The organism is Caproiciproducens sp. LBM24188, from assembly GCF_054130445.1.
This window is the reverse complement of record NZ_CP196862.1, coordinates 1,991,931-2,016,705: the sequence shown is the minus strand read 5'-3', so window position 1 is coordinate 2,016,705 and position 24,775 is coordinate 1,991,931. Positions and strand designations below refer to the sequence as shown.

Genomic DNA, 24,775 nt, shown 5'->3' with positions numbered 1-24,775 from the left:
GGAGTTCCGTCGTGCCAGGTGAACCATCAACTCATCAATTTGTATTTGCTATTCGTTATTTTAAACTTAGATTTCAGATTTTCAGTGATGTAGACCTGATTATTGGCATCAATATAAATTCCATCCGCATAGTACTGATTCAAAAGCTCCATTCCTTTATCTTTTCCAAGGATAAAGCAGGCGTAGGAAAGCGCGTCGCTCAGTGTACCGCTGCTGCACACCACCGTTACGGAGACAATGCCGTTGCTTTCCGGGTATCCAGTTTTGGGGTTTAAAAGGTGGTGATAGGTGACGCCGTTCTGGGTAAAGCGTTTTTCATAGGTGCTAGAGGTGGAGATAAAACCACTGTCCAGTAAAATTTCCCCCATTGCGGCGGCGTTGCTTTCCGCAGTGGCGGGGTCACGCACGGCAACATGCCATGGGGAACGGTCGGGCTTTGTACCGAAAACGCCGACGCTTCCGCCTACCGCAATAATTCCGTAGTCCGCTCCGGATGAACGATATGCCGCAATAGCTTCGTCACAGGCTGCTCCGTTGCTGATGGCATCCAAATCGATCGCCATGTAATGATTTTTCAGTGATGCCGTGGAATCCTTTGTATTAATCCGAAGATTCTTGTAATTTACATACGGGAGAAATTTCTGAAGTTCCTGCTGGGACGGCACGTGTTGGTTTTCCCCGCTGAAATCCCAGAGGGAAGAGATTGGCAGAATGGTTGGATCAAACGCGCCGTTGGATTTTTGCGCCACGTCCAGACTGGTTTCCAGAATACTCAGCGTTTTTGAATCGATGGAAATCCAGTCGACACCGGCCTCCTGGTTCAGCTTGGCAACGTCCGAATCCCCGATTCTCCAGGAAATCAAATTTTCCAGCTCGCCAATGCTTTTGGCGGCGGCGGCCGCAGCTTCTTCCCGTTTGGCACCGTATACGGTCTGCTGAATATAAGTGTTCATTGCAAAATTTGTGCATTCATAGCTTTGCACTTTTGGACGCAGCATGGTCCAGATGAGAATTAGTGCGGCTATTACCAGCACCAGCAGAACCGATAATAGGAAAAGCAGTTTTTTCGGTTTTAGAGCAGCTGCGGAATGAATCAGACGCTTCATGAATCCCTCCCGTAAGGCAAAAATATTTCAATTCGGTTAATCTTTCGAAAAATATGATTTAAAATTATACCACGTTTTGAATTATTGTCCAGTTGTTCCGTCTTTTTGGCGGTTGTTTTCTGGAATAATCACAATTTGAACCGAATGATATGGTGGTTTTTTTCCCTGACCGTTTATGTTATAATAATACCTAAATCAACGGGAAACTGTATAAATTTTCTGAAATGCGAATAAATAGGAAGAGGAATCGTCATGTCACGGCAAAAGGTTCAAATTGTAAGGGATTATTTAAAAAACTATCATATGGAAGACCGCCTAATGGAGTTTCACGAGTCCAGCGCAACCGTAGAGCTGGCCGCACAGGTACTGCAGGTAGAGCCGGCCCGAATTGCAAAATCCATTTCTCTGAAAAGCGGGGACGGCTGTGTGATTATAGTGGCAGCCGGGGATGCAAAAATCGACAACTCGAAATTTAAGACGGAATTCGGCATGAAAGCAAAGCTGCTGCCTTTGGAGGAAGTGGAGCCGCTTACCGGTTATCCGGTCGGCGGGGTATGTCCGTTTGCCAATCCTTCCAGCGCCGAGGTATACTGCGATGTATCGCTGCGGCGATTTTCTGAGGTTTACCCTGCCGGCGGCAGTGACAGTTCCTGCGTCCGGCTGACCTGCGAAGAACTGTTCCAGGTTTCCAGAAGCAAAAAGTGGGTTGATGTGTGCAAAAACTGGGAGTCGCAGGAAGCGTGAGGAGCAGCGACCCAAATTTCGATTCACAAAAACGGATTAAGCAAAGGATGTATTATATTATGAGAATGCGAAACAAGCCCTGGGCTGCGCCCGAACTGGACGCCTGCCCGTTTTTTGTACGGAAACCAGAGGCCTATTCCGGCCGCTGGCATGAATTTTTTCCTCGTCGGCAGCCGCTTCATTTGGAGCTTGGGTGCGGAAAAGGGGTTTTTCTAGCGGAACTGGCACCCAAAACGCCGGAGATTAATTATTTGGGGATTGACCTAAAGGATACGGTTTTAGGCCCCGGCAAGCGCTTAATTGAGCAGGCGTTCCACGAGTATGGAAAAGAACCGGACAACGTTGTGCTGACTGCGCATGACATTGAGCAGATTTTAACGATGATGAATGAGCAGGATACTGTGGAACGGATTTATATCAACTTCTGCAATCCATGGCCTAAGCCGAAGCATTGGAAGCGCCGCCTGACCCATCCACGCCAGTTGGAAAAATACAAAACATTTCTGGCCAAGGACGGGGAAATCTGGTTTAAAACCGATGATGAAAACCTGTTTGCGGATTCGCTTCATTATATGGAGGAAAGCGGCTTCGATATTCTTCGGAAAACAACGGATCTTCACGGCGAAGAACATCCGGAACAGTTTGCGGAGTTATGTATGACGGAACATGAAAAAATGTTCCTGGAAAAAGGAATAAAGATTAAGGCTTTCATTGCGAAAATCCGTTCATAGTGCGATATTTTCGAAAACTGTTTTGAAGACATTGACAAACTCAACCGATAAACTTATAATTCATATAAGTTTAGTGAAATAAACTAAACAAGGGGGGTTCCTGTTGGGCCAGGCATTGATTGAAATAAAGTCGCTCAGCAAAACCTATAAAACTGATCAGACGGAAGTGCATGCCCTAAACGACATCAACCTTTCCATTGAGAAAGGCGATATTTTTGGAATTATCGGTATGAGTGGGGCGGGCAAAAGCACACTGGTACGATGTATGAACATGTTGGAAAGACCGACGAAAGGGACCGTTTTCTTTGACGGGCGCGATCTTTCCTTGTTGTCGAACGCTCAACTGCGGGAAGCAAGGCGCTCTATGGGCATGATTTTCCAGCAGTTTAACCTTTTGATGCAGCGTACGGCACTGAAAAACGTGTGTTTCCCAATGGAAATTGCCGGAATCGATAAAAATACCGCAAAAAAGCGTGCAGCGGAGCTGCTGGAGTTGGTGGGGCTTGCCGACCGTGAGAAAGCCTATCCGTCCCAACTGTCCGGCGGGCAGAAGCAGCGGGTTGCCATTGCGCGTGCACTGGCAACCAACCCGAAGGTGCTGCTCTGCGACGAGGCAACCAGCGCGCTGGATCCCTCCACAACACGCTCCATTCTTGCCCTGTTGAAAGACATTAACCACCGCCTCGGGATTACCATTGTCATTATTACGCATGAAATGAGTGTAATCGAAGAAATTTGCAACCGTGTGGCCATTATCGATGAAAGCAAAATTGCAGAGACCGGGCTGGTGCAGGATATTTTCTCAAAACCGCAGACAGCGGCTGCACGGAAGTTTGTTTATCCGAACGGCGGCCGTGTGGAAAGCAAAATTAGCAAAAAATGCATGCGCATCGTTTTTGACGGAAATTCTTCTTATGAACCGGTCATTGCTAATCTGGTTTTGGAATATCGTGCACCGGTGAATATCATGTATGCAGATACCAAAAATATAGACGGCAAGGCGTTTGGACAAATGGTTGTTCAACTGCCGGAAGATGAGGACCTTGCGAAGAAAATGTTTGGCTATATAAGGGCAAGGGGCCTTACTGCAGAGGAGGTGGTAGATTATGTGGGATGAAGCAACGCTCAAAATGCTGATTCAGGGTGTTGGTGAAACCCTGTATATGGTGTTCTTTTCCACACTCTTTGGTTATGTCATCGGCCTTCCCATCGGAATTCTGCTGGTTACCAGCGCAAAGGACGGGATCCGCCCGAACGCAGTGGTTTATAAAACGCTGGATGTGATTGTGAACCTGACACGTTCCATTCCGTTCCTGATTTTGTTGGTCGCAATCCTTCCTTTTACCAGAATGGTGGTTGGGACCACGATTGGCTCCAATGCCACGATTGTTCCACTGACTCTATCTGCCGCGCCGTTTATCGCACGGCTTGTGGAATCATCCTTGAAAGAAATTGATGTTGGGGTGCTTGAAGCGGCTCAGTCCATGGGTGCTTCCAGTATGCAGATTGTTCTGAAGGTTCTGCTTCCGGAAGCAAAACCATCCCTCATTGTGGGTTGTGCCATTGCTACCACAACCATTCTCGGCTATTCTGCCATGGCCGGTTTTGTCGGCGGCGGCGGCCTTGGAACAATCGCGATTAATTACGGTTTTTACCGGTATCAGTATGCGATTATGCTGGTTACCGTTGTTTTGCTAGTGCTGATTGTGCAGGTGCTTCAGGGCATCGGCATGAAGGCAGCCAAGTATTATGACAAACGAAAATAAGCTCCGTCGGTTTTTCCGATTGATTTGTTAGGAGGATTATTTATGAAAAAGTTCCTATCGGCGCTTTTAACCGTTTCTATTTCCATTGCGGCGTTCGCCGGCTGCTCCGCCACATCCAGTACGGCGAGCCCCTCTGCCGCCGCAGGCTCGAACGTTTCCGGCTCCGAGCAGCAGCTGAAAAAGATTGTCATCGGCGCTTCGCCGACCCCGCATGCAGTCATTCTGAAAGAAGCCGCCAAGCTGCTGAAAGACAAGGGCTACGACCTTGAAATCAAAGAATTTTCCGATTATGTGCTTCCGAATACCGCACTGGAAAGCAAGGAACTGGACGCCAACTATTTTCAGCATCAGCCGTATCTGGATGATTTCAATAAGGAAAAGGGAACCAATCTTGTTTCCGCAGGCTCCATTCATTATGAGCCGTTCGGCATTTACGCGGGCAGAACAAAAGCCCTTGCCGATTTAAAGGACGGCGCGACGATCGCGGTTCCTAACGATACCACCAACGAGGCGAGAGCGCTGCTCCTTTTGCAGGCGCAGGGCCTGATTAAGCTGAAGGACGGCGCCGGAATCACCGCAACCCAGAAGGATATTGCGGAAAACAAGAAAAACCTGAAGTTTACGGAAATGGAGGCGGCACAACTGGTGCGCGCTCTGCCGGACGTTGACCTTGCCGTAATCAACGGAAACTATGCGCTGCAGGGCGGCCTAAAGGTTTCCGACGCTTTGGCCGTGGAAGCCGCCGATTCGCTTGCCGCCACTACCTACGCTAACATTATTGCTGTGCGCAAGGGCGATGAGAATCGGGAGGAGATCAAAGCTCTGGTAGCGGTTTTGAAAGGCGACGAAATGAAAGCCTTTATTAAGAATACTTTCAGCGGAGCAGTTGTCCCCGCAGAATAAGCCATACCGAATAATTCTCTGAATCTCAACCGGCCGCCGTGAAGCGTTTGTTTCGCGGCGGTCGGTTTTTTGCTTGCGGGGAGCTTTTAAAAGAGTCAAATTATTTTTGAAAAAGATATTGACAAATATGGGGAGCATGTGTATTATTGTATTAAGTTCTTAGTACAACAGTACAGTAATACAATAATACAATTGGAGGATGAACAAATTGTCGGATACAATTCTGAAAACGCATGGTCTCACGAAGAAATACGGCAATTTCACAGCGGTTAGTAATATGGATATTGAAGTGAAGCGCGGTGAAATTTACGGCTTGGTCGGTAAAAACGGTGCGGGGAAAACGACCCTGCTGAAAATGGTTAGCGGGCTCGCCCTGAAAAATTCGGGTTCCCTGGAGCTTTTCGGGGAAACAACGGAAACCGGTCTGAACAAGGCCCGCAAGCGTACGGGCTGCATGATTGAAACGCCGAGCTTTCTTCCGTACCTTTCCGCCGAAAAAAATCTGGAGTATTACCGCCAGCAAAGAGGAATTGTCAATCCCAGCTGCATCCGTGAATCCTTAGAGTTTGTCGGCCTTGCGGACACCGGGAAAAAGCGGTTTAAGAATTTTTCCCTTGGCATGAAGCAGCGCCTGGGTCTGGCGCTTGCCATCATGGGGAACCCCGAATTTCTGATTCTGGACGAACCTATTAACGGCTTGGACCCAATGGGAATTGTGGAATTCCGCGAAATGATTTTGAAACTGAACCGGGAAAGAAATACCACCATATTAATTTCCAGTCATATTCTGGGCGAGCTGTCCCAGATTGCGACCACCTACGGGTTCATTCATAATGGCAAGCTGGTTGAGCATATTTCCGCAGCAGAATTGGAGGAAAAATGCAAACGCAGCTTGAAGCTGAAAGTCAGCGATACTGCAAAGGCCGCGGTGATTTTACAGAATGAACTGAACTGCAATGAATTCCTGGTATTGAACGAGCAGGAAATTCAGATTGGAGCGTTTCTCGATACGCCCGAAATCATTGTGCAGGCGTTGGTCAAAAACAATGTGATGGTTGCCGATGTGCATCAGACCGGACTGAATCTTGAAGAATACTTTATCGAACTGGTTGGAGGTATGAACCATGCTTAATCTGATTCGCGCAGATCTTTATAAATCATTTCACCGGATGTACCTGTTTATTTTCATGATGGTAATGGCGGCATTGTCCATTTTTCTGAACGCTGTTCTGGCAACTGGCGGAGCGTCTCTGGAATCCAGCCTTAACCTCGCGACCAACCTGTTTCTGTATCCTTTGTTCCTGATCTGCATGTTTGCGGATATTGTTATGGCAGAAGAAAACAAAGAACACACCATGAAGAATACCATTGCTTATGGAACCACAAGAACACAACTTCTCATGTCCAAAATGGTCAGTACGGTGCTGGTTGCCTGTTCTGTGGCCTTTGTGACGATTTGTGTCTATCTGGCATGCGCATTTCTTCTGCTCCATCCGGAAAGAGCGGACCTTACCCCGGTTTTGTCAGACTTTTTCCTTCGCCTTGGCACCACCGTGCTCATTTATCTTGCGGCGGCGATTCTAGCTACGGTTTTGGCCGGTGTTTTAAAGCGCAATGCCCTGTTTACCTTTGCTTACTTCGTGGCATTGGTGCTTCCTGCTTTAATGTTGAAATGTCTGGCCTATTTAAATCCGGTCTTCGTTCGAATTATGAACCAGACGATGCTGATGCAGTCCCAAATCGTGGCAGCTGTGCCGCAAAATGAGCTGATTTATTGCGCTGTAAACGCGTTAATCCATCTTGTTGTATTTTTCATTCTTGGTCTTCTTGTTTTCCGGAAGCAGGAAATAAATTAAAAAACCTATTGACAAAACCAAAAGAATCAAATATCATTGTATTAGTTCAATAGTACAATAATACAAAACCTTGCAATATACCAAAGAATGAACCGGAGGTGGGTTTACGTGGCATGGAACTTAAGTTCCGACCGGCCAATTTATGCTCAGCTGATTGAACAGATTGAACTGATGATTGTTTCCGGTGTGTACCCGGCGGGGACCAAGCTCCCGTCCGTCCGCGATATGGCGGGGGAGGCATCGGTAAATCCAAATACTATGCAGCGTGCGCTTTCCCAGCTGGAAAGCGAAGGGCTTCTTTATTCTCAACGAACAAGCGGCAGATTTGTAACAGAGGATGTGGATCGAATTATGCAGACGAAAAACAATCTGGCTCAAACCTTGGTCAAAGAGTTTATTCAAAACATGAGTAAACTAGGCTATGACCGTCAGCAGACTCTTTCCCTGATATCCCAGATGACAGAGGAGGAATGAATATGGAGAGCATTCTCGAGTGCCGCAATTTGGTAAAGTTTTACCCGAATTGCCTGGCACTGAACGCAATTAATCTTTCCATTCCAAAAGGCCGGATTGTTGGCCTGCTTGGGCCGAACGGCAGCGGCAAAAGCACGTTGATTAAACTGGCGAACGGGTTGATTACTCCCACCAGCGGGCAGCTGCTCATCAACGGCATGGAGCCCGGAACGGAAACGAAAAAAATTGTTTCGTACCTGCCGGAGCGTACTTATCTGAACGACTGGATGACCGTGAACAACATGATTGAATTTTTCCGCGATTTTTATTCGGATTTCAATCATCAAAAGGCTTACGATATGCTCCAGCGGCTCGGAGTGGACCCGACGCAGCGGCTTAAAACCATGAGCAAGGGCACAAAAGAAAAAGTGCAGCTAATTCTTGTTATGAGCCGGGAAGCCGAGCTTTATCTGCTAGACGAACCCATCGGCGGCGTAGACCCTGCAGCGCGCGATTATATTTTGGACACCATCATCAGCAATTACAACGAAAACGCAACCCTGATTATATCAACCCACCTGATTGCCGACGTAGAAAAAATTCTGGATGATGTTGTTTTTATCAGCCATGGAAACATTGTTCTAACGTCTACGGTGGATGATATCCGAGAAAAAGAAAACAAGAGCGTGGATGCTCTGTTCAGGGAGGTATTCAGATGCTAGGCAAATTGCTCAAATATGAGTTTAAGGCAACCAGCAGAACCTTCCTGCCGATGTACGCACTGCTGATTGTCATGTCTTTTATCAATAAATTTTTCTATTCCAATAATTTCGAATATTTTAAAATTCCTAAGATCATCTCAATGACGGTGTTTATTGTGGTCATTGCCGGAATCAGCGTGATGACTTTGATTATCACGATTCAGCGTTTTAATAAGAGTTTGCTGACCGACGAGGGCTATCTTTCCTTCACGCTTCCGGTAAAAGCGCACCTGCATATTGATGCCAAAATGATCGCATCGTTCGTATGGTCCTTGCTGAGCGTTTTGGTGTCTCTGATCGCGATTTTTGTTATGATTGCGAATCATAACGTTTTCGCAGAACTTGGCCAGCTTTGGAAGGAGCTTTCGGATGTGATCGCAAAAGTCGGCCCCGGCGCCTACGTCCTTTTGCTGGAAGCCATCCTTTTGCTGATTATCACAACATTAGGCTCCATTGTTGAAATTTATGCGGCGATTACGATTGGAAACTTGAGTTCCAAGCATAAACTGCTTGCCGGTGTCGGCGCGTTCATTGGATTCGGCATTGTTCAGCAGATCGTGGTTTCTATTTTTATCACTGCTCTCGGTCCGAATGTCGAGGAGTATTTTGAGTCCATCAGCAGAAGCGGGGTTCAGACGCTTATGAACGTATCGGAACTTGTTATGCTGGTCCTGATTCTTTATACATTGGTTTTCGGTTTAGCGTTCTATTTCCTGACCAACTGGATGCTTACCAAAAAACTTAATTTGGAATAACCCATAAACCGGAGGAAAGGGTGCGTGTTTTTGACGCGCCCTTTCTTTGTATCTGAAAATTTAAACCTGCTTGTTTTCGTAGCCGTATTTACCACATTTTGAAGCATATCATTGTCGGTCAACCCGAAGTTTTTTCGTTTCAAATTGGGCCTTGCGCAAATTTCCATGGAATGGTATGATGTTAAGAATCTATCATGTGGGCAGCAAAAAATCTTTTGCAAAGGTGATGAAGATTCCGATTTGTATTGGAGATTTCTGTCATTTGAAAAGCTCCTGCGACGAATTCGAATACTGGATCGGCTGATTGTGTGCGACGGGCTGGAAAAGCAAATCTGTGTGAAGGGTTCTTTCTGCATGGAAGAGTGCGCGCAAAACGGAGTGTGCGTCCGCATCGGCGGAAACCGGTCGTGAAAAATCAGGGAGAAAAGTTGTCAAATTTTGTTATTATTCGGAATCCACTTGATTCTCTGATAAAATTAATTAAAATATGAATGATAAGGTACTGTAAAGCACATTCCGTGAAGGAAACGGTACCGCAAAACACGTAGCACCGCCATCACGGCCAAGTATGTTATTCTAAGAATGCCGGAAAAAAGCTCGGAGAGAAATTCCCTGTAATTGGTCCCGGTGGATTGGTCTGAATTCATGGAAATCAGAAATCCCGGCCGGGCTTCCAGACAGTGGGCTGTCCTCAACGGGAACAAGGAGTGACCACTTTGGATGCCATTTATGCAGAACACCTGTTTAAGACATATGACAATGTAAACTATGCGCTGAGTGACTTGAGCTTATCCATACCGCAGGGTACCGTATTCGGCTTTTTGGGGCCGAACGGAGCGGGAAAAACTACCACGGTAAAAATTTTGACTGGCTTGCTGCGGCAAACCAGCGGGGAATGCACTGTTTACGGATATTCACCCAGTCAGAATCCCTGCGATGTTCACCGTGTTTCCGGTGTTATGACCGAAAGCGCGAAAATGTATGGCCAGTTGACCGGCATGGAAAATCTGGTTTTCTTCGCTCAAACCATAGGAATGGAGCCGGACGCCTGTGCGCAGCGCGCCGGCGAGCTGCTGAAACAGCTGGATTTGTGGGATGCCCGCGACAAAAAGCTGAGCGAATATTCCACCGGAATGGCACAGCGGCTTTCCCTTGCCCGAGCGCTGATTCACCGGCCCCCGGTGCTGTTTTTGGACGAGCCCACTAGCGGGCTGGACCCCGAATCGGCTCAATCGGTTAATGAAATGATTTCTTCCTTGGCCGCCGTAGCGGGAACAACAGTGTTTCTCTGCACGCATCAGCTTCGCTATGCGCAGGATATTTGCAGCAGCTACGGCATTATCGATTCCGGAAAGCTGCTGGCGTGCGGCGATTTTCAGACGCTGTGCGACGGAGCCGGCTGCCACATCAAGGCGGGATTCCGTCTTGCGGAAGGAGAACAGCTGGAGGGCTATGAACAAAAAGACGGGTGGTGGCAGACGGAGTTGCTGAAAGAGGAGGAAATGCCCCTTCTGCTGCAAAAAATCGTGGAGGACCGTCATAATGTCTATGAAGCACGGCTGATTCGACCGACGCTGGAAGAGGTTTATTTTCAATACTTGGAGCATCAGGAGGCGACAACATGAAGCTGGTTTCATCCGCGGAAAAAGCCGTTATCAAAAAGGATTTCGGCGAAGTCTGGAATACCAAAATGGCCCGGACCACGCTGATTCTTGTACCCGCTGTTTTAGTGGTTGCCATTCCCGCGCTTTTTCTGCTTATGATTTATCTGGTTCCGACCAGTCAGATGAACGGCGTGGATAAAATGATGGAACTTTTGCCGCCGGAAATAAAATACTACACCCAGCGGCAGGCAATGTACTATTTCCTGACGAACTATTTATGCCCGATGCTCTTCTTAATGATTCCGATGATGAATTCGACCGTTTCGGCGGCGTGCAGCTTTGTCGGGGAAAAAGAACGCAGCACAATGGAAACTTTGCTCCTTACGCCGCTAAGCGTCAAACAGATTTTCCGTGCAAAGGTGTATGGCTGTCTTCTGATTTCTTTTCTTTCTTCCATGATTTCATTTGTTGTGTTTACCATTGTTGTGTCTGCCGGTGATATCCTTTTGAAGATGCCGTTTTTCTTTAACTGGAACTGGTTGGTGCTGGTGGTGCTGTTTGCCCCGGCGCTGACGATTTTCGGCGTTATCTTCATGGTATTGGTTTCCGGCCGAAGCAAGAGTTATATGGAATCCATTCAGACCTCCGGCTATATTGTTTTGCCGGTTGTACTGCTGTTCATCGGCCAGTTTACCGGCCTGTTCCAACTCGACGCGCTGCTACTCTTTTTTATCTCCGTTGGCGTGCTGGCAGCCGATGCGGTTTTGCTTTTGATTGCGTCCCATTCCTTTACGCCGGAAAAACTGCTACGCTAATCGTATTTGCGTATATCTGAAACTTGTATTATAATGAAAAGGATCAGAATAATACATTAACAGATAAAATGGAAGGCGATTGAATGGCAGCAGATTTGCACTGTCACACCAAAATGTCGGACGGTTCGCTTGGAATCGACGAAGTGGTGATGCTTGCGAAGAAGGAAGGACTCTCTACAATTTCCGTAACGGATCACGATACCCTTGCCGGTTCCGTACGAGCAAAGATATTTGGCGACAGGCACGGTGTAGAAGTAATTCCGGGGGTGGAATTCTCCTGCGTTGATCCCGCTACGGGGCGGAAAGCCCACCTTTTGGGCTACCTGTTTGACCATCCTGACCGTCTGGTGGGGCTGTGCAAACGGACTTCTGACTGCCGCAAACAAGCCGCTTTGGTTATGATTCAGAAAGTCATGCGGCTGTATCCGGTGACGGCGGAAATGATTATGCGCCGCGCTCATGGCAGTACGGCGGTTTATAAGCAGCATATTATGCACGCACTAATTGACGCAGGGTATGCGGAAGAATTTTTCGGGCCCCTGTTTCACAAGCTTTTTGATTCCCGAGGCGGCTTGGCGTATTGCCCGATAACTTACCCTGATGTTCATGAAGTGATTGCCCAGGTGCATGAAGCGGGCGGAATTGCTGTTTTGGCGCATCCGGGGGAATACGACAGCTATGATTTGCTGGAACAGCTGGCTTCTTCCCATGAAATTGAAGGAGTTGAGGTCTGGCACCCGCGCAACAAACCGGGGGATGAGGAAAAATTTATCGAAACCGCCAAGAAGTATGGCCTGGTTATGACCGGAGGTTCCGATTTCCACGGAATGTATACAAAAAGAAAAACGCACATTGGCACGTGCGTTACGCCGGACGATCAGCTGGAAGCGTTAAAAAATTGCAAACGATAATCCCGCGGGGTCTATGTAAAAAATAAGGAGGAATACTTCCTTGGAGTTCAAATATAAAACAAAAGGCACCTGCTCTTCTGAAGTGATTTTAAACTTAGAGGGCGATACGGTTCAGTCGGTGAAATTCGTCGGTGGCTGTAATGGCAACACCAAAGGAATCAGCGCTCTTGTGGCAGGTATGAAGGCTGACGAAGTTATTCGGCGCTGCAAAGGAATTCGGTGCGGTTTTAAACCGACTTCTTGTCCGGACCAACTGGCCGCGGCGTTGCTGAAGGCAAAAGAGGAGCAGTCACAGCAAGAAAGAAATCACTGAGGAAAGTAGTCCGAAGCCGTTCAACCCGGTGTTTTCACGGCTTCGGACTGTTGCCGGAAGGTGAAATCAGTGGTTCCCAAAGAGGAAGGACTGCGAGTTTGCCTCGCAGTCCTTTTAAGCAGTTAGCAGCGATCGTTGCAGTTATCACCGTTGTTGCAGCAGCAGCACAGGATGATAATCAGCAGAATAATCCACCAGCAGCCATTACCGCCAAAACCGCCAAAACCATTGTTACACATAATTGTTTGCCTCCTTTCGGTTTACAATACATAATATTGCAGGCGCATAAATCGTGTTACAATTATTTATTTCTCTTTTCTCTTTATTCTTTTGTTTTTTTAGTCATGTAAGATTTACTATGTCAATAATAGTATATGGTGAAAGGTCAGATTACGTTAGGAGGAATTTTATGCTCTGCGAATCCTGCGGAGTTTTTCCGGCAACCACGCATGTGAAAACGATTATCAACGGGGAACTGTCCGAATATTGCCTCTGCGCCCAGTGTGCGCAGAAATTGGGGTATGGCAACTTGACAACCGGTCTCGGCCTTAGCGTCGGCAGCCTTTTAGGCGGCTTTTTCAGCCATATGGAGCGACCGGAAGCCGATGTCGTCCGCTGCAAATTCTGCGGTTCTACCTTTGACGATATTGCGCGCAGCGGAAAAGTCGGCTGCGCCGAATGCTACCACACTTTTTACAATCGGCTGATTCCCCTGATTCAGCAGATTCATGGGAATGCGAAGCACCGGGGCAAAGTCCCGGGCGGCAGTCAGCTTTCGGTAAATCCGCAGACTCAGCTGAGCGTTATGCGCAGCGAACTGCGCAGGGCCATCGATTCTGAAAATTTCGAGCATGCGGCCGAATTGAGGGACCGCATCCGCGCACTGGAAGGAGAAGGTCAGAATGGAAAAATGGTATGAAAAGACCGGCCCCGAAAATGACGTGGTCCTTTCCACCTGCATCCGTCTGAACCGGAATTTGCGCGACTATCCGTTTTCGGAAAAAATGAGCCGTTCCCACCAAGCGGCGGTAACGAAATGCGTGCTTCAGGCGTCGAAGGACTCCTGTATCCTCGACCGGTTTCAACTGCAGTATCTTCCGATGGAACAGCTGACGAAGACGGAAATGGTTTCCCTTGTGGAACTGCAGCTGGCAAATCCGGAGTTTATTTCGGTGCCGGAGGGCCGTGGAGTTCTGCTTTCCGGGGACGAATCCGTGAGCATTCTGCTGAACGGGGAAAACCACCTACAAGTTCAGGCAAATGAAGCTGGCCTGGATTTTGAAAATGCCTATCGCGCGGCGGATGAACTGGACTCCCTTCTGGAAAAAAATTTAACCTTCGCGTTTGATGAAACACTCGGTTATCTCACCCAGAACCCTATGAATTTAGGCACCGGGCTCTCTGCCTCGCTTTCCCTGCATTTGCCGGCGCTTCAGGAAAACGGCGGTGCCGCGCGAATTTCCGCCAGCCTTGCTCCGCTTGGCCTTTCGCTTCGTGCCGGCGGGGGAAAGGGTTCGGAGCCGAAAGGCGCGGTTTATTACCTTTCGAACCGGGTTTCTCTTGGGCTTTCAGAGTCCGAGGCCATCTCAAACTTACAAAATATTGCCATGCAGATTATTACCCAGGAGCGCGCCGCCCGCGACGAGCTGGTGCAAGAACTTGAGGTTCAGGATACGATTTGCCGCTCCCTGGGGATTTTAAAAAGTGCCCGAATCATGAGCTACGAAGAATTTCAGGGATTGATTTCCAATGTCCGTTTTGGCATTTCCGCCGGCCTAATCACCGAAATCGGGTATGAAATCGTCGACCGGCTTTCCTTTGAAATGCAGCCGGCTACGCTTTTAGTCATGAGCGGGAAAAAATTAACCGTCAATGAGCGCCGCAATCTGCGTGCTCAGAAAATAAAAGAGATACTGAAAAATTGAATGGAGGATGCTGATGGAAAATTCGAACGATGACCTTGCCGCCGCACTGTTTTATTTGCTGGGCGAACCTGTCCCTTACAACAGCGCACGGCTGGATGAGGCAAAAAGGATTCTTCGGGAGGTGAAAGACCACGACAAGCAGCTGCTGAAAATTATTGAGCTTTGCGGGAAGCAGAAAACGCCGAAGCAGCTTTATCTGGCTTGCAAAGCGTACAGCTGGCTCGGGAAAAAGTATTATAAGGACGCGGCGCGCTGCGCAACCGAATATCTGCGCACACCGGGTTGGAAAGAGCTGCCCAGCCGGACGAAAATAGAAAACGGAATTCGAATCGATTACGCTGCGGCTGGAAAGGCAGCCGTGCTGGCGGACCTTGCAAAGGCACAGGAAGGATTGAACCGCCTGGAGGATGCATTGGCAAGCCTGATGGAGGCATACCGGATTGCTCCGCACAGCGCCATGTATGCGGTCAAGGCTTCGGATACGCTTGCCAGGCTGCGCGGCAGGGAAGAGGCGCTTTTGTTCTTAATGCAGCAGACTAAGAGCAAGTATTACTCACCCGTCCGGTATACGGATCTGCAGGGCCGCACTCGGGTGAACGATTTATTCAAACAGCTGCTGGACGCCCATATTCGGAAAATGTCGAACAAAGAGCAGCAGCCCGATTACACCACAACCCTTCCCGGCAAAGCCTGATGGATACGGTAGTGCTTCTTAAAAAAGGAGTCCGCGTTAGCGGGCTCCTTGCTTTATTCGATATTCGGCAAGCAGAAGGTCTACCATTGCACCGTAACTTTTCACACCGCTTTCCTGATGGTTTGCTTTCAGGTAGCTGTCGTTTAGGGAAGTGGAAACCTGCGCGACCGGACCTTCGAATTGCTTCCAGTATTCAGAGTTGGCTCTTAAATCGCGCTGAACCCCTTCGCTTAATGTGGCGTAAAGCTGACCCGCCACATCCCGATCGGTATCGTACAGCGCATTCGATGCATAAATAAACGCGAGCATTTTTCCGGAGTATTCAAAATCCGGGTTGCCGCTTTGTTCGCAAGCTAGGTAACCGATAAAGTTTGCCTCGTCTTCCCGCATGTATCCGCGCAGGTGGGACAATTCATGCCCCATGGTAACCGGAATGGAATATGCTGGAATATCGGTGTTCACGTTTGCTTCAAAGGTAAATGGGAAGAATATTCCCGTGATGTTCGTCTGCGACATGAGCCGGGAAGCGAAAACCGGCTTTGGCCTGCCATAACCGGCGCGCAGAAGAGGGTATTGCGTATGTATTTTGTCGTAGGCGGCTTTCATTTCTTCTGCGGTATCATAAATACTGTCCTGGCTTAATTTCATGACCGAATTGGAATCGGTTTGGACTCTTGTGCGCAGGGAATTGACATCTTCCGCCAGTGAATTGCAGAGCGCAATTAGCTCTTCTTTGGAAGATGGCTGAACGCTCAGCCCGCTGGTCTGCGCGAATGTGCGGCGGCTGTAATTGATGCCGCAGTTCAGCGTAAAAGCGAAATAAACCGCGCTTGCAATACAGAGTAAGTTGACGGCAAACCGCACGGCGGTTTCTCCTCGCTTTCCTTTTCGCCGGACCAGCCGAACAATAAAACGGACCAGTAAAACCAGTGCAGCGATGGGTAACGTAAAAACCAGAACCTCCGCTATGGAAAACGGTACCAGCGAAGTGATGAAATTCAGTGCGAGGGAAATCCACGGATAAAGGTGAGCCGCGTACCATTCAGCAAATGATGGCTGTTTCACCGCAACAATATTTAGGACGAGCGCGATGGGCGCAAGCAGAAGAAACCAAAAACGTTTGAATTTTATCCGGCAAAGCCGTTCTTTCATCCAATTCATCCCCAAACCGTGCGTTCTTTCTGCATTTATTGTAGAATACTACGGTGCCTGAGTCAATCATCAAAAAACTGTAAAATAGTCGATCAATTATATCCGGAGAATCATAACCTATAGTAAAATTCATAGAATCCGTTGCTCAAATAAACAAAAAATGATATTATAATATTTTAGAACATATTAAGTAACCACTGATGGAAGCAATTTAAGAGCCGTTCAGGTCAGAATATCGCTCCTTTGAATTGCTGTCTTACGACGGAATCAGTGGTTGCTGGAAGAGAACCTATCAGGGAGGTGGCCGAATGCAATTCTATATTTGCCAGGGCTCCGACACGGACGCACTGTTTACCATTATGGATTCTGCCGGCCAGCCTGTTTTCCGGGTGACCGGAGATTCGTTAGCCATTGGAAACAAACTGAGCATGATCGATGCCGCAAACGTTGAAATTGCTCGCATATACAGCGTGGGCCTGCCCAACTTATCAAAATATACCATCAGCGTGGGGGAAAAGGAACGTGCCCGCGTTACCTGGAACAGTTCGGCAAAACAGCAGAAGGTGAAAATTAAGGGCGTAAGCTGGCGCTTTCGCGGGGATTTAATCAGCCGTTCTTACGATATTATTAATGTGGATTCTTCGGTTGTCATGTCCCATGGAAGATGCTGGAACAAGATTGGCGACTGTTACGGCGTAGAGATTCACGAAGAAGCGGATGTGCCGGTTTGCCTGTGCCTGGCGGTCATTTTGGACAGCACGGTGTTCGGCGGCGTGGCGGTACCTGCACCAGCAAATTAGAAACAGCTTGAAAAAGATTTGACAAATAATCCCCACAATGTCATAATAAAAAAGTTATCCAAAAGTCAATTACCACCGGCTGAAAGTTGAAGGCTTATGGCTATGATTGGCTTTCGTAAACCCCAGTTGTTGCCGGGGTTTTTCCATTATAAATGGATTCCATCCCAGAAATGGCAGTGATTTTTATGATTTAACATTACTGCTATGTTTGAAATCAATATCGTATTTGGGAAATTCAGGAGGATGCAGCATGAGCAGAGAACTGGCAAAAACCTATGAGCCGCAGGAAGTGGAGGATCGTATTTACGACTTCTGGCTTTCCGGCGGGTATTTCCATGCGGAACCCGACCCGGAAAAGAAACCATATACCATTGTAATTCCGCCGCCGAACATTACCGGACAGCTTCATATGGGACATGCCCTGGATGAAACGCTTCAGGATATTCTCATCCGCTGGAGAAGAATGCAGGGCTATTCCGCACTGTGGCTCCCGGGGACCGACCACGCTTCGATTGCAACGGAAGCAAAAATTGTGGAGGCCATGCGCAAGGAAGGCTTAACCAAAGAGGAAATCGGCCGGGAGGCGTTCCTCGACCGCGCATGGAAGTGGAAAGAAAAATTCGGCGGCCGTATTATTGAGCAGCTGAAAAAGCTCGGCTCTTCCTGCGATTGGGACCGCGAGCGCTTTACCCTGGACGAAGGATGCTCCAAAGCGGTGCGCGAGGTGTTCGTGCGTCTGTATGAAAAAGGCCTGATTTACCGCGGGGAACGGATTATTAACTGGTGCCCGCACTGCAAAACCTCCATTTCCGACGCGGAGGTGGAGTTCAGCGAGCGCGAAGGTTACTTCTGGCATCTGCGGTATCCGTTTAAGGACGGCAGCGGATACATCAACCTTGCCACCACCAGACCGGAAACCATGCTGGGCGACACGGCGGTCGCGGTGCATCCGGACGATGAACGTTACAAAGATATGGTTGGCAAAACGCTGATTCTCCCGCTGGTCAACCGCGAGATTCCGGTCATCGCCGACTCTTACGTGGAACGCGATTTCGGAACCGGTGTGGTGAAAATTACGCCCGCGCATGACCCGAACGACTTTGAAGTCGGTCTGCGCCATAACCTGCCGGTCATCAATGTAATGGATGACTGCGGAAACATCAATGAAAACGGCGGAAAATACGCCGGTTTGCCCGCACTGGAAGCGCGTAAGCAGATTGTGGAGGAACTGAAGCAGCAGGGCTTTTTGGTCAAAGTGGAACCGATTAAGCACAACGTCGGCTCCTGCTACCGCTGCGGCACCGTTGTGGAACCAAGGGTTTCCAAGCAGTGGTTTGTTAAAATGAAGCCGCTTGCCGAACCCGCGATTGAACAGGTGAAAAAGGGCGAAGTGAAATTCGTTCCGGAGCGCTTTGAAAAAATCTATTTTCACTGGATGGAAAACATCAAAGATTGGTGTATTTCCCGCCAGCTTTGGTGGGGCCACCGGATTCCGGCATGGTACTGCCAGGACTGCGGCGAAACGATAGTGGCACGGGAAGAACCCCATACCTGCCCGAAGTGCGGTTCCAAAAACCTGAAGCAGGATCCAGATACGCTGGACACCTGGTTCTCCTCCGCACTCTGGCCGTTTTCCACCCTTGGCTGGCCGGATAAAACCAAGGAACTAAGTTATTACTATCCGACCGATACGTTGGTCACCGGATACGATATTATCTTCTTCTGGGTCTCCCGTATGATTTTCTCCGCTATTGAGCATACCGGGCAGGTTCCGTTCCATACGGTCCTGATTCACGGCCTTGTGCGCGACGCGCAGGGCAGAAAGATGAGCAAATCGCTGGGCAACGGCATCGATCCGCTGGAAATCATCAGCCAGTACGGTGCGGATGCACTCCGCTTTACGCTTGCCACGGGCAACAGCCCCGGGAACGATATGCGCTATTCTACCGAAAAGGTGGAGGCAAGCCGCAACTTTGCCAATAAAATCTGGAATGCGGCCCGCTTTATCCTCATGAATATCGAAGGGCATGAGGTGAAGAACGAGCTGCCCGCGCGGCTCGCACTGGAGGACCGCTGGATTGTGGATTCCTTCAACCGTGTGGCGAAGGAAATTACGGAAAATCTGGAAAAGTTTGAGCTTGGCATTGCCGTGCAGAAACTTTACGATTTTCTTTGGGACGAGTTCTGCGACTGGTATATTGAAATCGCGAAAATCCGCCTGAATTCTCAGGATGAACAGACGGCACAGGATGTTCGCCAGACGCTGGTGTGGGTTATGTCCGGCACCTTGCAGCTGCTGCATCCGTTTATGCCGTATATTACCGAGGAAATCTGGCAGAGCCTCCCGCACGAGGGCGAATCTATTATGGTTTCCAAGTGGCCGGAATTCCAGGAAGCACATTGTGACCCGCAGGCCGCTGAAGAAATGGGCTGCATCATGGATGTCATCCGCGGCATCCGCAACCGCCGTTCGGAAATGAACGTACCGCCGTCCCGTAAAGCGCACATCTATATCGCTACCAACGCGGTGGAAACCTTCCGCACCGGCGTGCCGATTATTGCAAAACTGGCCTATGCCAGCGAAGTGGAAATCGGAACGGAGTTCGATATCGACGGCGCGGTTACCATTGTAACCCCGCAGGCAAAAGTTTATATTCCGATGAACGACTTGGTGGACAAGGAAGCTGAGCTTGCACGCCTGAAGAAAGAGCTTGCCATGGCGCAAAAACAGTATGACAATGCACAGGCAAAGCTGAAAAACGAAACCTTCCTGTCCAAAGCGCCGGCCAATGTTGTGGATGGTGTCAGACAGAACGCGGCAAAGCTGAGCGAGCATATCGCACTGCTTCAGTCTGGAATTGAGGCACTGAAGAATTAAGTTTACCATTAAGGTGCTGCAAGATGGATTCAGATTCATTTTGCAGCGCCTTTTTTCATGAAGTATGTGATTTTTGTACATACTTTGTTTTAATCGAAAGGTGGATAAATGGAGTGGAATATGGTGAGGCGCTTAATAAAATTCATTCTTTGCAGCGGTTCGGGACAAAACCGGGTCTGGAGCGGATTCGCAAGCTGCTCGCGTTGCTGGGCAATCCACAGGAGCGCCTGAAGTTCATCCATGTGGCTGGAACAAATGGAAAGGGTTCTGTTTGTGCCCTGACTGCCTCCGTGCTGAGCAGGGCAAATTATAAAACCGGACTTTATATTTCCCCTTACATTTCGGATTTCTGTGAACGGATGCAGATAAACGGGCGTATGATTCCACACGCGGATTTGGCAGCCCTGGTGGAGCACACCTTTCCGTTCGTGGAGCGGATGGCGCAGAACGAAGAAGAAATTACAGAATTTGAATTTATTACCGCGCTTGCCATGCAGTGGTTCGCACAGCAGAACTGTGATGTGGTTGTGCTTGAGGTTGGCTTGGGCGGCCGGCTGGATGCCACCAATGTAATACCCACACCCCTCGTTTCGGTGATTCTCTCGATTTCTCTTGACCATACTGCGATTTTAGGGGACACGGTCGAAAAAATTGCGTATGAGAAATGCGGAATCATCAAAGAAAACGGGATTACGGTCTGCTATTCGGATCAACCCGAAGGAGCGATGGAAGTCATCCGTACCGTCGCATCCGAACGGCAGAATCAGCTGGTTATCGCAGACACAACCGGTATCTGCGAACGGTCGTCCGGCTTAACCGGTACAAAACTGGATTACCGGGGCTTGCCGCTCCGGCTGCCGTTCCTTGGGGAACACCAGGTGAAAAACGCTGCCGCCGCGCTGGCAGTAGTGGAAGTTCTGCGCGGGCAGGGCTGGGTGATTCCGGACCGCGCGGTAGCATCCGGATTTGACCATGCGGTCAACCCAGCCCGGCTTGAAGTGTTTTCCACTTCGCCTGTGGTGCTGCTGGACGGTGCCCATAATCCGGGTGGAACCGCGGCGCTTGCGGCCGCTTTGAAAAAGTATCTTAATGGGAAACGCGTCGTTGCGGTGATGGGAATGCTGGCCGATAAGGATGTTGATTCCGCTCTCCGGAATCTGTCGGGAATGTTTTCTCATGTTTTTACACTTGCGCCGAACAATCCGCGCGCCATGAGCGCTACGCAGTTGGCACAACTCTGGAATTCCATTGCGTTAAATTCCAGAAAAGTTCACTCGGAGGATTTTTCCGCACAGCCCTGCGCCTATGTGGAGGATGCAGTCGAGCGGGCCCTCGCGCTTGCCGGAAAGGACGGAGCCGTTGTGATTTGTGGCTCCCTGTACCTCGCGGGAGAGGTTCGACCGTATCTGGTTCAAAAGTTTCATGGATAAAGCATTCTTCGAGAAAATAAATATAGCTTGTCCGCAAAATTCGAGTAATATTTTACATGAAATCCCTTATCGTAAGTAATAAGGGATTTTTTTATTTATTTGGGCGGCATTCATTCTAAAAACTTGTTTTTCGTTGCATAAACCGGGAAAAAACCGGGAAAAATAAGTGAATTAACATTGCCAACGTCCCCATATTTACGAATATTACATATCAGGAGGAATCAAAGTGGGTGTACGGCTTATTTTAAAAGAGGGAGAGCTAACTGCCGTTCTGAGCGGTGAAATCGACCATCACTCCGCGCGGGAGATTCGGGAAACGATTGACGATGCGGCATCCAAGGTGAAGCCGAAGCTGCTGACCCTGGATTTTTCCGACATTCAGTTTATGGACAGCTCCGGTATCGGCCTGATTATGGGCCGCTGTAAATTGATGCAGGTTTGGGGCGGAGCTGTGCGTATTGCCAATCTGCCACCGAAAATCGAAAAGATTGTGTCCTTATCGGGAATCAATCAGCTTTGCACGGTAGTAAAGGGAGTGAAAAAAGATGAAGCCGATGAATGAAATGTCTTTGGCGTTCCCCAGCAGCTCGTCCAACGAATCTTTCGCCCGCGCTGCGGTTGCGGCCTTTGTGGCACAGCTTGACCCTACAATAGACGAACTGAGCGATATTAAAACGGCGGTGTCGGAAGCGGTAACCAACTGTATTGTACATGCATATCGAAATACGATTGGAACCGTATACATAAGCTGCAAGCTATATGAAAACGGAAAGATTACGATTCGAATCCGCGATAAAGGATGCGGAATCGAGGATGTAAAACAGGCGATGCAGCCGCTGTTTACCACTGCGGGCGGGGAACGCGCCGGGCTGGGGTTTGCGGTAATGGAAAGTTTTATGGATGTTCTGCGGGTAACCTCCAAAGTAGGGGTGGGTACTGTTGTAACCATGCATAAAACGATTGAACGCCGCTCAAAAGTATCCGTAAAAGGGAAAATGGCTGAAGAATAATGGACAGAGATCAGACAATTCGAGACAATATCGGTCTGGTTCATGCCTGTGCTAGGCGATTTAAAGGACGCGGACTGGAATATGATGATTTGTTTCAGGCCGGGTGCCTCGGCCTGATTAAGGCCGTTGACCATTTTGATAAGGAGCGCGGCGTTCAGTTTTCCACCTATGCCGTGCCGGTCATCTTAGGTGAAATCCGGCGCCTGTTCCGTGACGGCGGTGCAATCAAGGTCGGGCGCGGGTTAAAAGAGCTGTCCATGCGCGCTTCCCGCGAAGCCACCGCTTTTGCCGAACGGGAGGGCAGACAGCCTACCGTTGGGGAATTGGCGGAGATTCTTCAGGTGGAACCGGAAGAAGCGGCTCAGGCTCTAGGCGCATCGCAGCTTCCGCTTTCGCTTACTGCTTCGCAGGATGACGGCGGCGGTCAAATTGACATTAGTGTGGAGCCGGCAGATGATAAAATTGCGGAATTACTTTCTTTAAAGCAGGTGGTCACGGAATTGGACCCGAAAGACCGCAGCATTATTGTATTCCGCTATTTCCAGAGCCGCACGCAGACGCAGACGGCACAGGCGCTGGGAATGACGCAGGTGCAGGTTTCACGGAGGGAAAAAGTGATTTTAAACCAGCTTCGCGCAAAGCTTTCCGGATAGTCGGTACAGTTCCCGTTACGCCAGTTCTATCATCGGAATCCTTTTAAAAATTAATGCGCGGCACGGATAATTCCCGTGCCGCGCATTGTTTGCTTTAGCTGTCCGAAAGTTCTTTTAAATCGTATGGTGTCTGCTGATATACATAGTAATTGAGCCAGTTGCTGAACAGCAAGCTGGCAGGGCTGCGCCAGACGAACGGCGGTTCCTGCGTAACGTCATCGTTTGGAAAATAATTTTGCGGAATAAAGGGGTGAAGCCCCTTTTTTACATCGCGAAAGTATTCGTCGGCTAAAGTGGTTCGGTCATACTCCAAGTGCCCTGTAACAAAGAACTGCCTTCCATTTTTGTTTGCAACAATATGAACACCGGCGACATTAGATGCGGTGAGAATCACCAGTTCTGGATGTTTCTCGATGTCTTCACGCCGGACTTCTGTATACCTGGAATGTGGGGAATAAAAATGATCGTCAAAACCGCGCACCAACGGGTGGTGCGGGTCCAGCACCGTGTGCCGGAAGATTCCAGATAATTTTTGTCCCAGCAAATATTTTGGAACGCCAAAATGATAATACAGACCAGCCTGCGCGCCCCAGCAGATATGCAGTGTGGAATAGACGTTCCTGCGGCTCCACGCCATAATATCGCAAAGCTCATCCCAGTAGTCCACTTCTTCAAACGGAAGCTTTTCCACCGGCGCGCCGGTGATGATCATACCGTCAAACTTTTCTTCTTTCAATTCGTCAAATGTTTTATAAAACGTACTTAAATGGGAAGCGGAAGTATTCTTCGAAACATGAGTCGCCATTTGCATTAACTCAATATCAACCTGAAGGGGGGTATTGCTAAGCATTCGAAGCAGCTGGGTTTCGGTTTCAATTTTTGTGGGCATTAAGTTCAAGATTACGATCTTAAGCGGACGAATATCCTGCGACTGCGCACGCTGCTGCGTCATCACAAAGATGTTCTCCGATTCCAGAACTTCTGCAGCCGGCAGATTTTCCGGTATTTTAATCGGCATGCATTCTACCCCCTAAATATAGTATATAAATATAGTATAGTGAAATTATTATAGCAAACATGCCATAATGCTGCAACCAAAATCGAAAATTGAAGATTTCAGTAAAAAAGTGTTGACATCCCGTTTTCAAAGTGGTATTATAGCAAAGCCGTCGAAAAATGGATGAAAAAAATCAGACTGAATCGGCTTTCTCACAATTTGAAAAGCAGTTCAGAAAGGTTTAAAAATTCGATTTTTGACCGGTTCACAATCATACAGAATGAAAACGATTTCAAAAAGTTGTTGACATGAAGTAATGAATGTGGTATTATTAAAAAATTCGTCATTTGCGAGTGAAAACTTCTTGACATATCGAAAACAGTATGGTAAGATAGTAAACGCTCCGCAGAAAATGCAGAATGACACTTGACAGCTTTCATAACACATGATAAAATATCAAGTGTTCCTCTGTAAGAATTGACGGAGAAAACAGGACCTTGAAAATTAAACAACGTAAC

At 48.5% G+C, this 24,775-nt stretch carries 27 protein-coding genes; 24 read left to right on the top strand and 3 right to left on the bottom strand.

Annotation, left to right across the window (positions count from 1 at the left end; all coding sequences use genetic code 11):
* Window positions 1-26: 26 nt before the first annotated feature.
* A complete protein-coding gene (locus ACSVDI_RS09575; protein WP_457942476.1) occupies window positions 27-1,106 on the bottom strand; it encodes an FAD:protein FMN transferase in 1,080 nt (359 codons plus the stop codon).
* 252 nt (window positions 1,107-1,358) lie between these two features.
* On the opposite strand from ACSVDI_RS09575, the gene ACSVDI_RS09570 reads away from it, so the two are divergent.
* The 18 genes from ACSVDI_RS09570 (at window position 1,359) to ACSVDI_RS09485 (ending at window position 15,337) form a co-directional block, all read left to right on the top strand.
* Window positions 1,359-1,850 carry a YbaK/EbsC family protein gene (locus ACSVDI_RS09570; protein WP_457942475.1) on the top strand — a complete coding sequence of 164 codons (492 nt, stop codon included), beginning with the start codon at window positions 1,359-1,361 and terminating at the stop codon, window positions 1,848-1,850.
* A gap of 59 nt (window positions 1,851-1,909) precedes the next feature.
* Window positions 1,910-2,581 carry a tRNA (guanosine(46)-N7)-methyltransferase TrmB gene (gene trmB, locus ACSVDI_RS09565; RefSeq protein WP_457942473.1) on the top strand — a complete coding sequence of 224 codons (672 nt, stop codon included), beginning with the start codon at window positions 1,910-1,912 and terminating at the stop codon, window positions 2,579-2,581.
* Between the two features lie 100 nt (window positions 2,582-2,681).
* A complete protein-coding gene (locus ACSVDI_RS09560; protein ID WP_457945630.1) occupies window positions 2,682-3,698 on the top strand; it encodes a methionine ABC transporter ATP-binding protein in 1,017 nt (338 codons plus the stop codon).
* Window positions 3,688-4,347 carry a methionine ABC transporter permease gene (locus ACSVDI_RS09555; RefSeq protein ID WP_457942472.1) on the top strand — a complete coding sequence of 220 codons (660 nt, stop codon included), beginning with the start codon at window positions 3,688-3,690 and terminating at the stop codon, window positions 4,345-4,347. The genes ACSVDI_RS09560 and ACSVDI_RS09555 overlap by 11 nt, the downstream gene beginning before the upstream one ends.
* A gap of 42 nt (window positions 4,348-4,389) precedes the next feature.
* Entirely contained in the window at window positions 4,390-5,250 is an 861-nt protein-coding gene (locus ACSVDI_RS09550; protein WP_457942470.1) for a MetQ/NlpA family ABC transporter substrate-binding protein, read from the top strand.
* A 208-nt stretch (window positions 5,251-5,458) separates the two neighbouring features.
* Window positions 5,459-6,382: an ABC transporter ATP-binding protein gene (locus tag ACSVDI_RS09545; protein ID WP_457942469.1), complete on the top strand. Its 924-nt coding sequence runs from the start codon at window positions 5,459-5,461 to the stop codon at window positions 6,380-6,382.
* Window positions 6,375-7,106, top strand: coding sequence for an ABC transporter permease (locus ACSVDI_RS09540; protein ID WP_457942468.1), 732 nt, complete (start codon window positions 6,375-6,377; stop codon window positions 7,104-7,106). Before ACSVDI_RS09545 ends, ACSVDI_RS09540 begins: the two co-directional genes overlap by 8 nt.
* Before the next feature lie 108 nt (window positions 7,107-7,214).
* The gene (locus tag ACSVDI_RS09535; protein WP_457942466.1) at window positions 7,215-7,580 is read left to right on the top strand and encodes a GntR family transcriptional regulator; all 366 of its coding nucleotides are present in this window, start codon (window positions 7,215-7,217) and stop codon (window positions 7,578-7,580) included.
* On the top strand, window positions 7,577-8,281 hold the full coding sequence (locus tag ACSVDI_RS09530) for an ABC transporter ATP-binding protein (RefSeq protein WP_457942464.1): 705 nt from the start codon (window positions 7,577-7,579) through the stop codon (window positions 8,279-8,281). Before ACSVDI_RS09535 ends, ACSVDI_RS09530 begins: the two co-directional genes overlap by 4 nt.
* On the top strand, window positions 8,275-9,075 hold the full coding sequence (locus tag ACSVDI_RS09525) for a hypothetical protein (RefSeq protein WP_457942462.1): 801 nt from the start codon (window positions 8,275-8,277) through the stop codon (window positions 9,073-9,075). Before ACSVDI_RS09530 ends, ACSVDI_RS09525 begins: the two co-directional genes overlap by 7 nt.
* A gap of 240 nt (window positions 9,076-9,315) precedes the next feature.
* On the top strand, window positions 9,316-9,486 hold the full coding sequence (locus ACSVDI_RS09520; RefSeq protein ID WP_457942461.1) for a hypothetical protein: 171 nt from the start codon (window positions 9,316-9,318) through the stop codon (window positions 9,484-9,486).
* Between the two features lie 305 nt (window positions 9,487-9,791).
* On the top strand, window positions 9,792-10,700 hold the full coding sequence (locus ACSVDI_RS09515) for an ABC transporter ATP-binding protein (RefSeq protein ID WP_457942459.1): 909 nt from the start codon (window positions 9,792-9,794) through the stop codon (window positions 10,698-10,700).
* Window positions 10,697-11,494 carry an ABC transporter permease gene (locus ACSVDI_RS09510; RefSeq protein ID WP_457942458.1) on the top strand — a complete coding sequence of 266 codons (798 nt, stop codon included), beginning with the start codon at window positions 10,697-10,699 and terminating at the stop codon, window positions 11,492-11,494. Before ACSVDI_RS09515 ends, ACSVDI_RS09510 begins: the two co-directional genes overlap by 4 nt.
* An 83-nt stretch (window positions 11,495-11,577) precedes the next feature.
* Window positions 11,578-12,405, top strand: coding sequence for a PHP domain-containing protein (locus ACSVDI_RS09505; RefSeq protein ID WP_457942456.1), 828 nt, complete (start codon window positions 11,578-11,580; stop codon window positions 12,403-12,405).
* Window positions 12,406-12,445: 40 nt separating this feature from the next.
* Window positions 12,446-12,718 (top strand): TIGR03905 family TSCPD domain-containing protein, encoded by a 273-nt coding sequence (locus ACSVDI_RS09500; protein WP_457942455.1) that lies wholly within the window; start codon window positions 12,446-12,448, stop codon window positions 12,716-12,718.
* A gap of 409 nt (window positions 12,719-13,127) precedes the next feature.
* A complete protein-coding gene (locus tag ACSVDI_RS09495) occupies window positions 13,128-13,637 on the top strand; it encodes a UvrB/UvrC motif-containing protein (RefSeq protein WP_457942453.1) in 510 nt (169 codons plus the stop codon).
* The gene (locus ACSVDI_RS09490; RefSeq protein ID WP_457942452.1) at window positions 13,621-14,643 is read left to right on the top strand and encodes an ATP--guanido phosphotransferase; all 1,023 of its coding nucleotides are present in this window, start codon (window positions 13,621-13,623) and stop codon (window positions 14,641-14,643) included. Before ACSVDI_RS09495 ends, ACSVDI_RS09490 begins: the two co-directional genes overlap by 17 nt.
* A gap of 13 nt (window positions 14,644-14,656) precedes the next feature.
* The gene (locus ACSVDI_RS09485) at window positions 14,657-15,337 is read left to right on the top strand and encodes a hypothetical protein (RefSeq protein ID WP_457942450.1); all 681 of its coding nucleotides are present in this window, start codon (window positions 14,657-14,659) and stop codon (window positions 15,335-15,337) included.
* 36 nt (window positions 15,338-15,373) lie between these two features.
* Here ACSVDI_RS09485 and ACSVDI_RS09480 read toward each other — a convergent pair whose 3' ends face one another.
* The gene (locus ACSVDI_RS09480; RefSeq protein WP_457942448.1) at window positions 15,374-16,489 is read right to left on the bottom strand and encodes a DUF3810 domain-containing protein; all 1,116 of its coding nucleotides are present in this window, start codon (window positions 16,487-16,489) and stop codon (window positions 15,374-15,376) included.
* 308 nt (window positions 16,490-16,797) lie between these two features.
* Between ACSVDI_RS09480 and ACSVDI_RS09475 the strand changes: the two genes are divergently transcribed.
* The 6 genes from ACSVDI_RS09475 (at window position 16,798) to ACSVDI_RS09450 (ending at window position 23,260) form a co-directional block, all read left to right on the top strand.
* Window positions 16,798-17,289 carry an LURP-one-related/scramblase family protein gene (locus ACSVDI_RS09475; RefSeq protein WP_457942446.1) on the top strand — a complete coding sequence of 164 codons (492 nt, stop codon included), beginning with the start codon at window positions 16,798-16,800 and terminating at the stop codon, window positions 17,287-17,289.
* Window positions 17,290-17,539: 250 nt separating this feature from the next.
* Complete coding sequence (locus ACSVDI_RS09470) at window positions 17,540-20,167, top strand: valine--tRNA ligase (RefSeq protein ID WP_457942444.1); 2,628 nt, start codon at window positions 17,540-17,542, stop codon at window positions 20,165-20,167.
* A 113-nt stretch (window positions 20,168-20,280) separates the two neighbouring features.
* On the top strand, window positions 20,281-21,597 hold the full coding sequence (locus ACSVDI_RS09465) for a bifunctional folylpolyglutamate synthase/dihydrofolate synthase (protein ID WP_457942443.1): 1,317 nt from the start codon (window positions 20,281-20,283) through the stop codon (window positions 21,595-21,597).
* 226 nt (window positions 21,598-21,823) lie between these two features.
* Entirely contained in the window at window positions 21,824-22,159 is a 336-nt protein-coding gene (locus ACSVDI_RS09460) for an anti-sigma factor antagonist (protein WP_457942441.1), read from the top strand.
* Window positions 22,143-22,607: an anti-sigma F factor gene (gene spoIIAB, locus ACSVDI_RS09455; protein ID WP_457942439.1), complete on the top strand. Its 465-nt coding sequence runs from the start codon at window positions 22,143-22,145 to the stop codon at window positions 22,605-22,607. Before ACSVDI_RS09460 ends, spoIIAB begins: the two co-directional genes overlap by 17 nt.
* A complete protein-coding gene (locus tag ACSVDI_RS09450; protein WP_457942438.1) occupies window positions 22,607-23,260 on the top strand; it encodes a sigma-70 family RNA polymerase sigma factor in 654 nt (217 codons plus the stop codon). The genes spoIIAB and ACSVDI_RS09450 overlap by 1 nt, the downstream gene beginning before the upstream one ends.
* Window positions 23,261-23,354: 94 nt before the next feature.
* On the opposite strand, the gene metA is transcribed toward ACSVDI_RS09450, so the two are convergent.
* A complete protein-coding gene (gene metA / locus ACSVDI_RS09445; protein WP_457942436.1) occupies window positions 23,355-24,278 on the bottom strand; it encodes a homoserine O-acetyltransferase MetA in 924 nt (307 codons plus the stop codon).
* Window positions 24,279-24,775 lie beyond the last annotated feature (497 nt).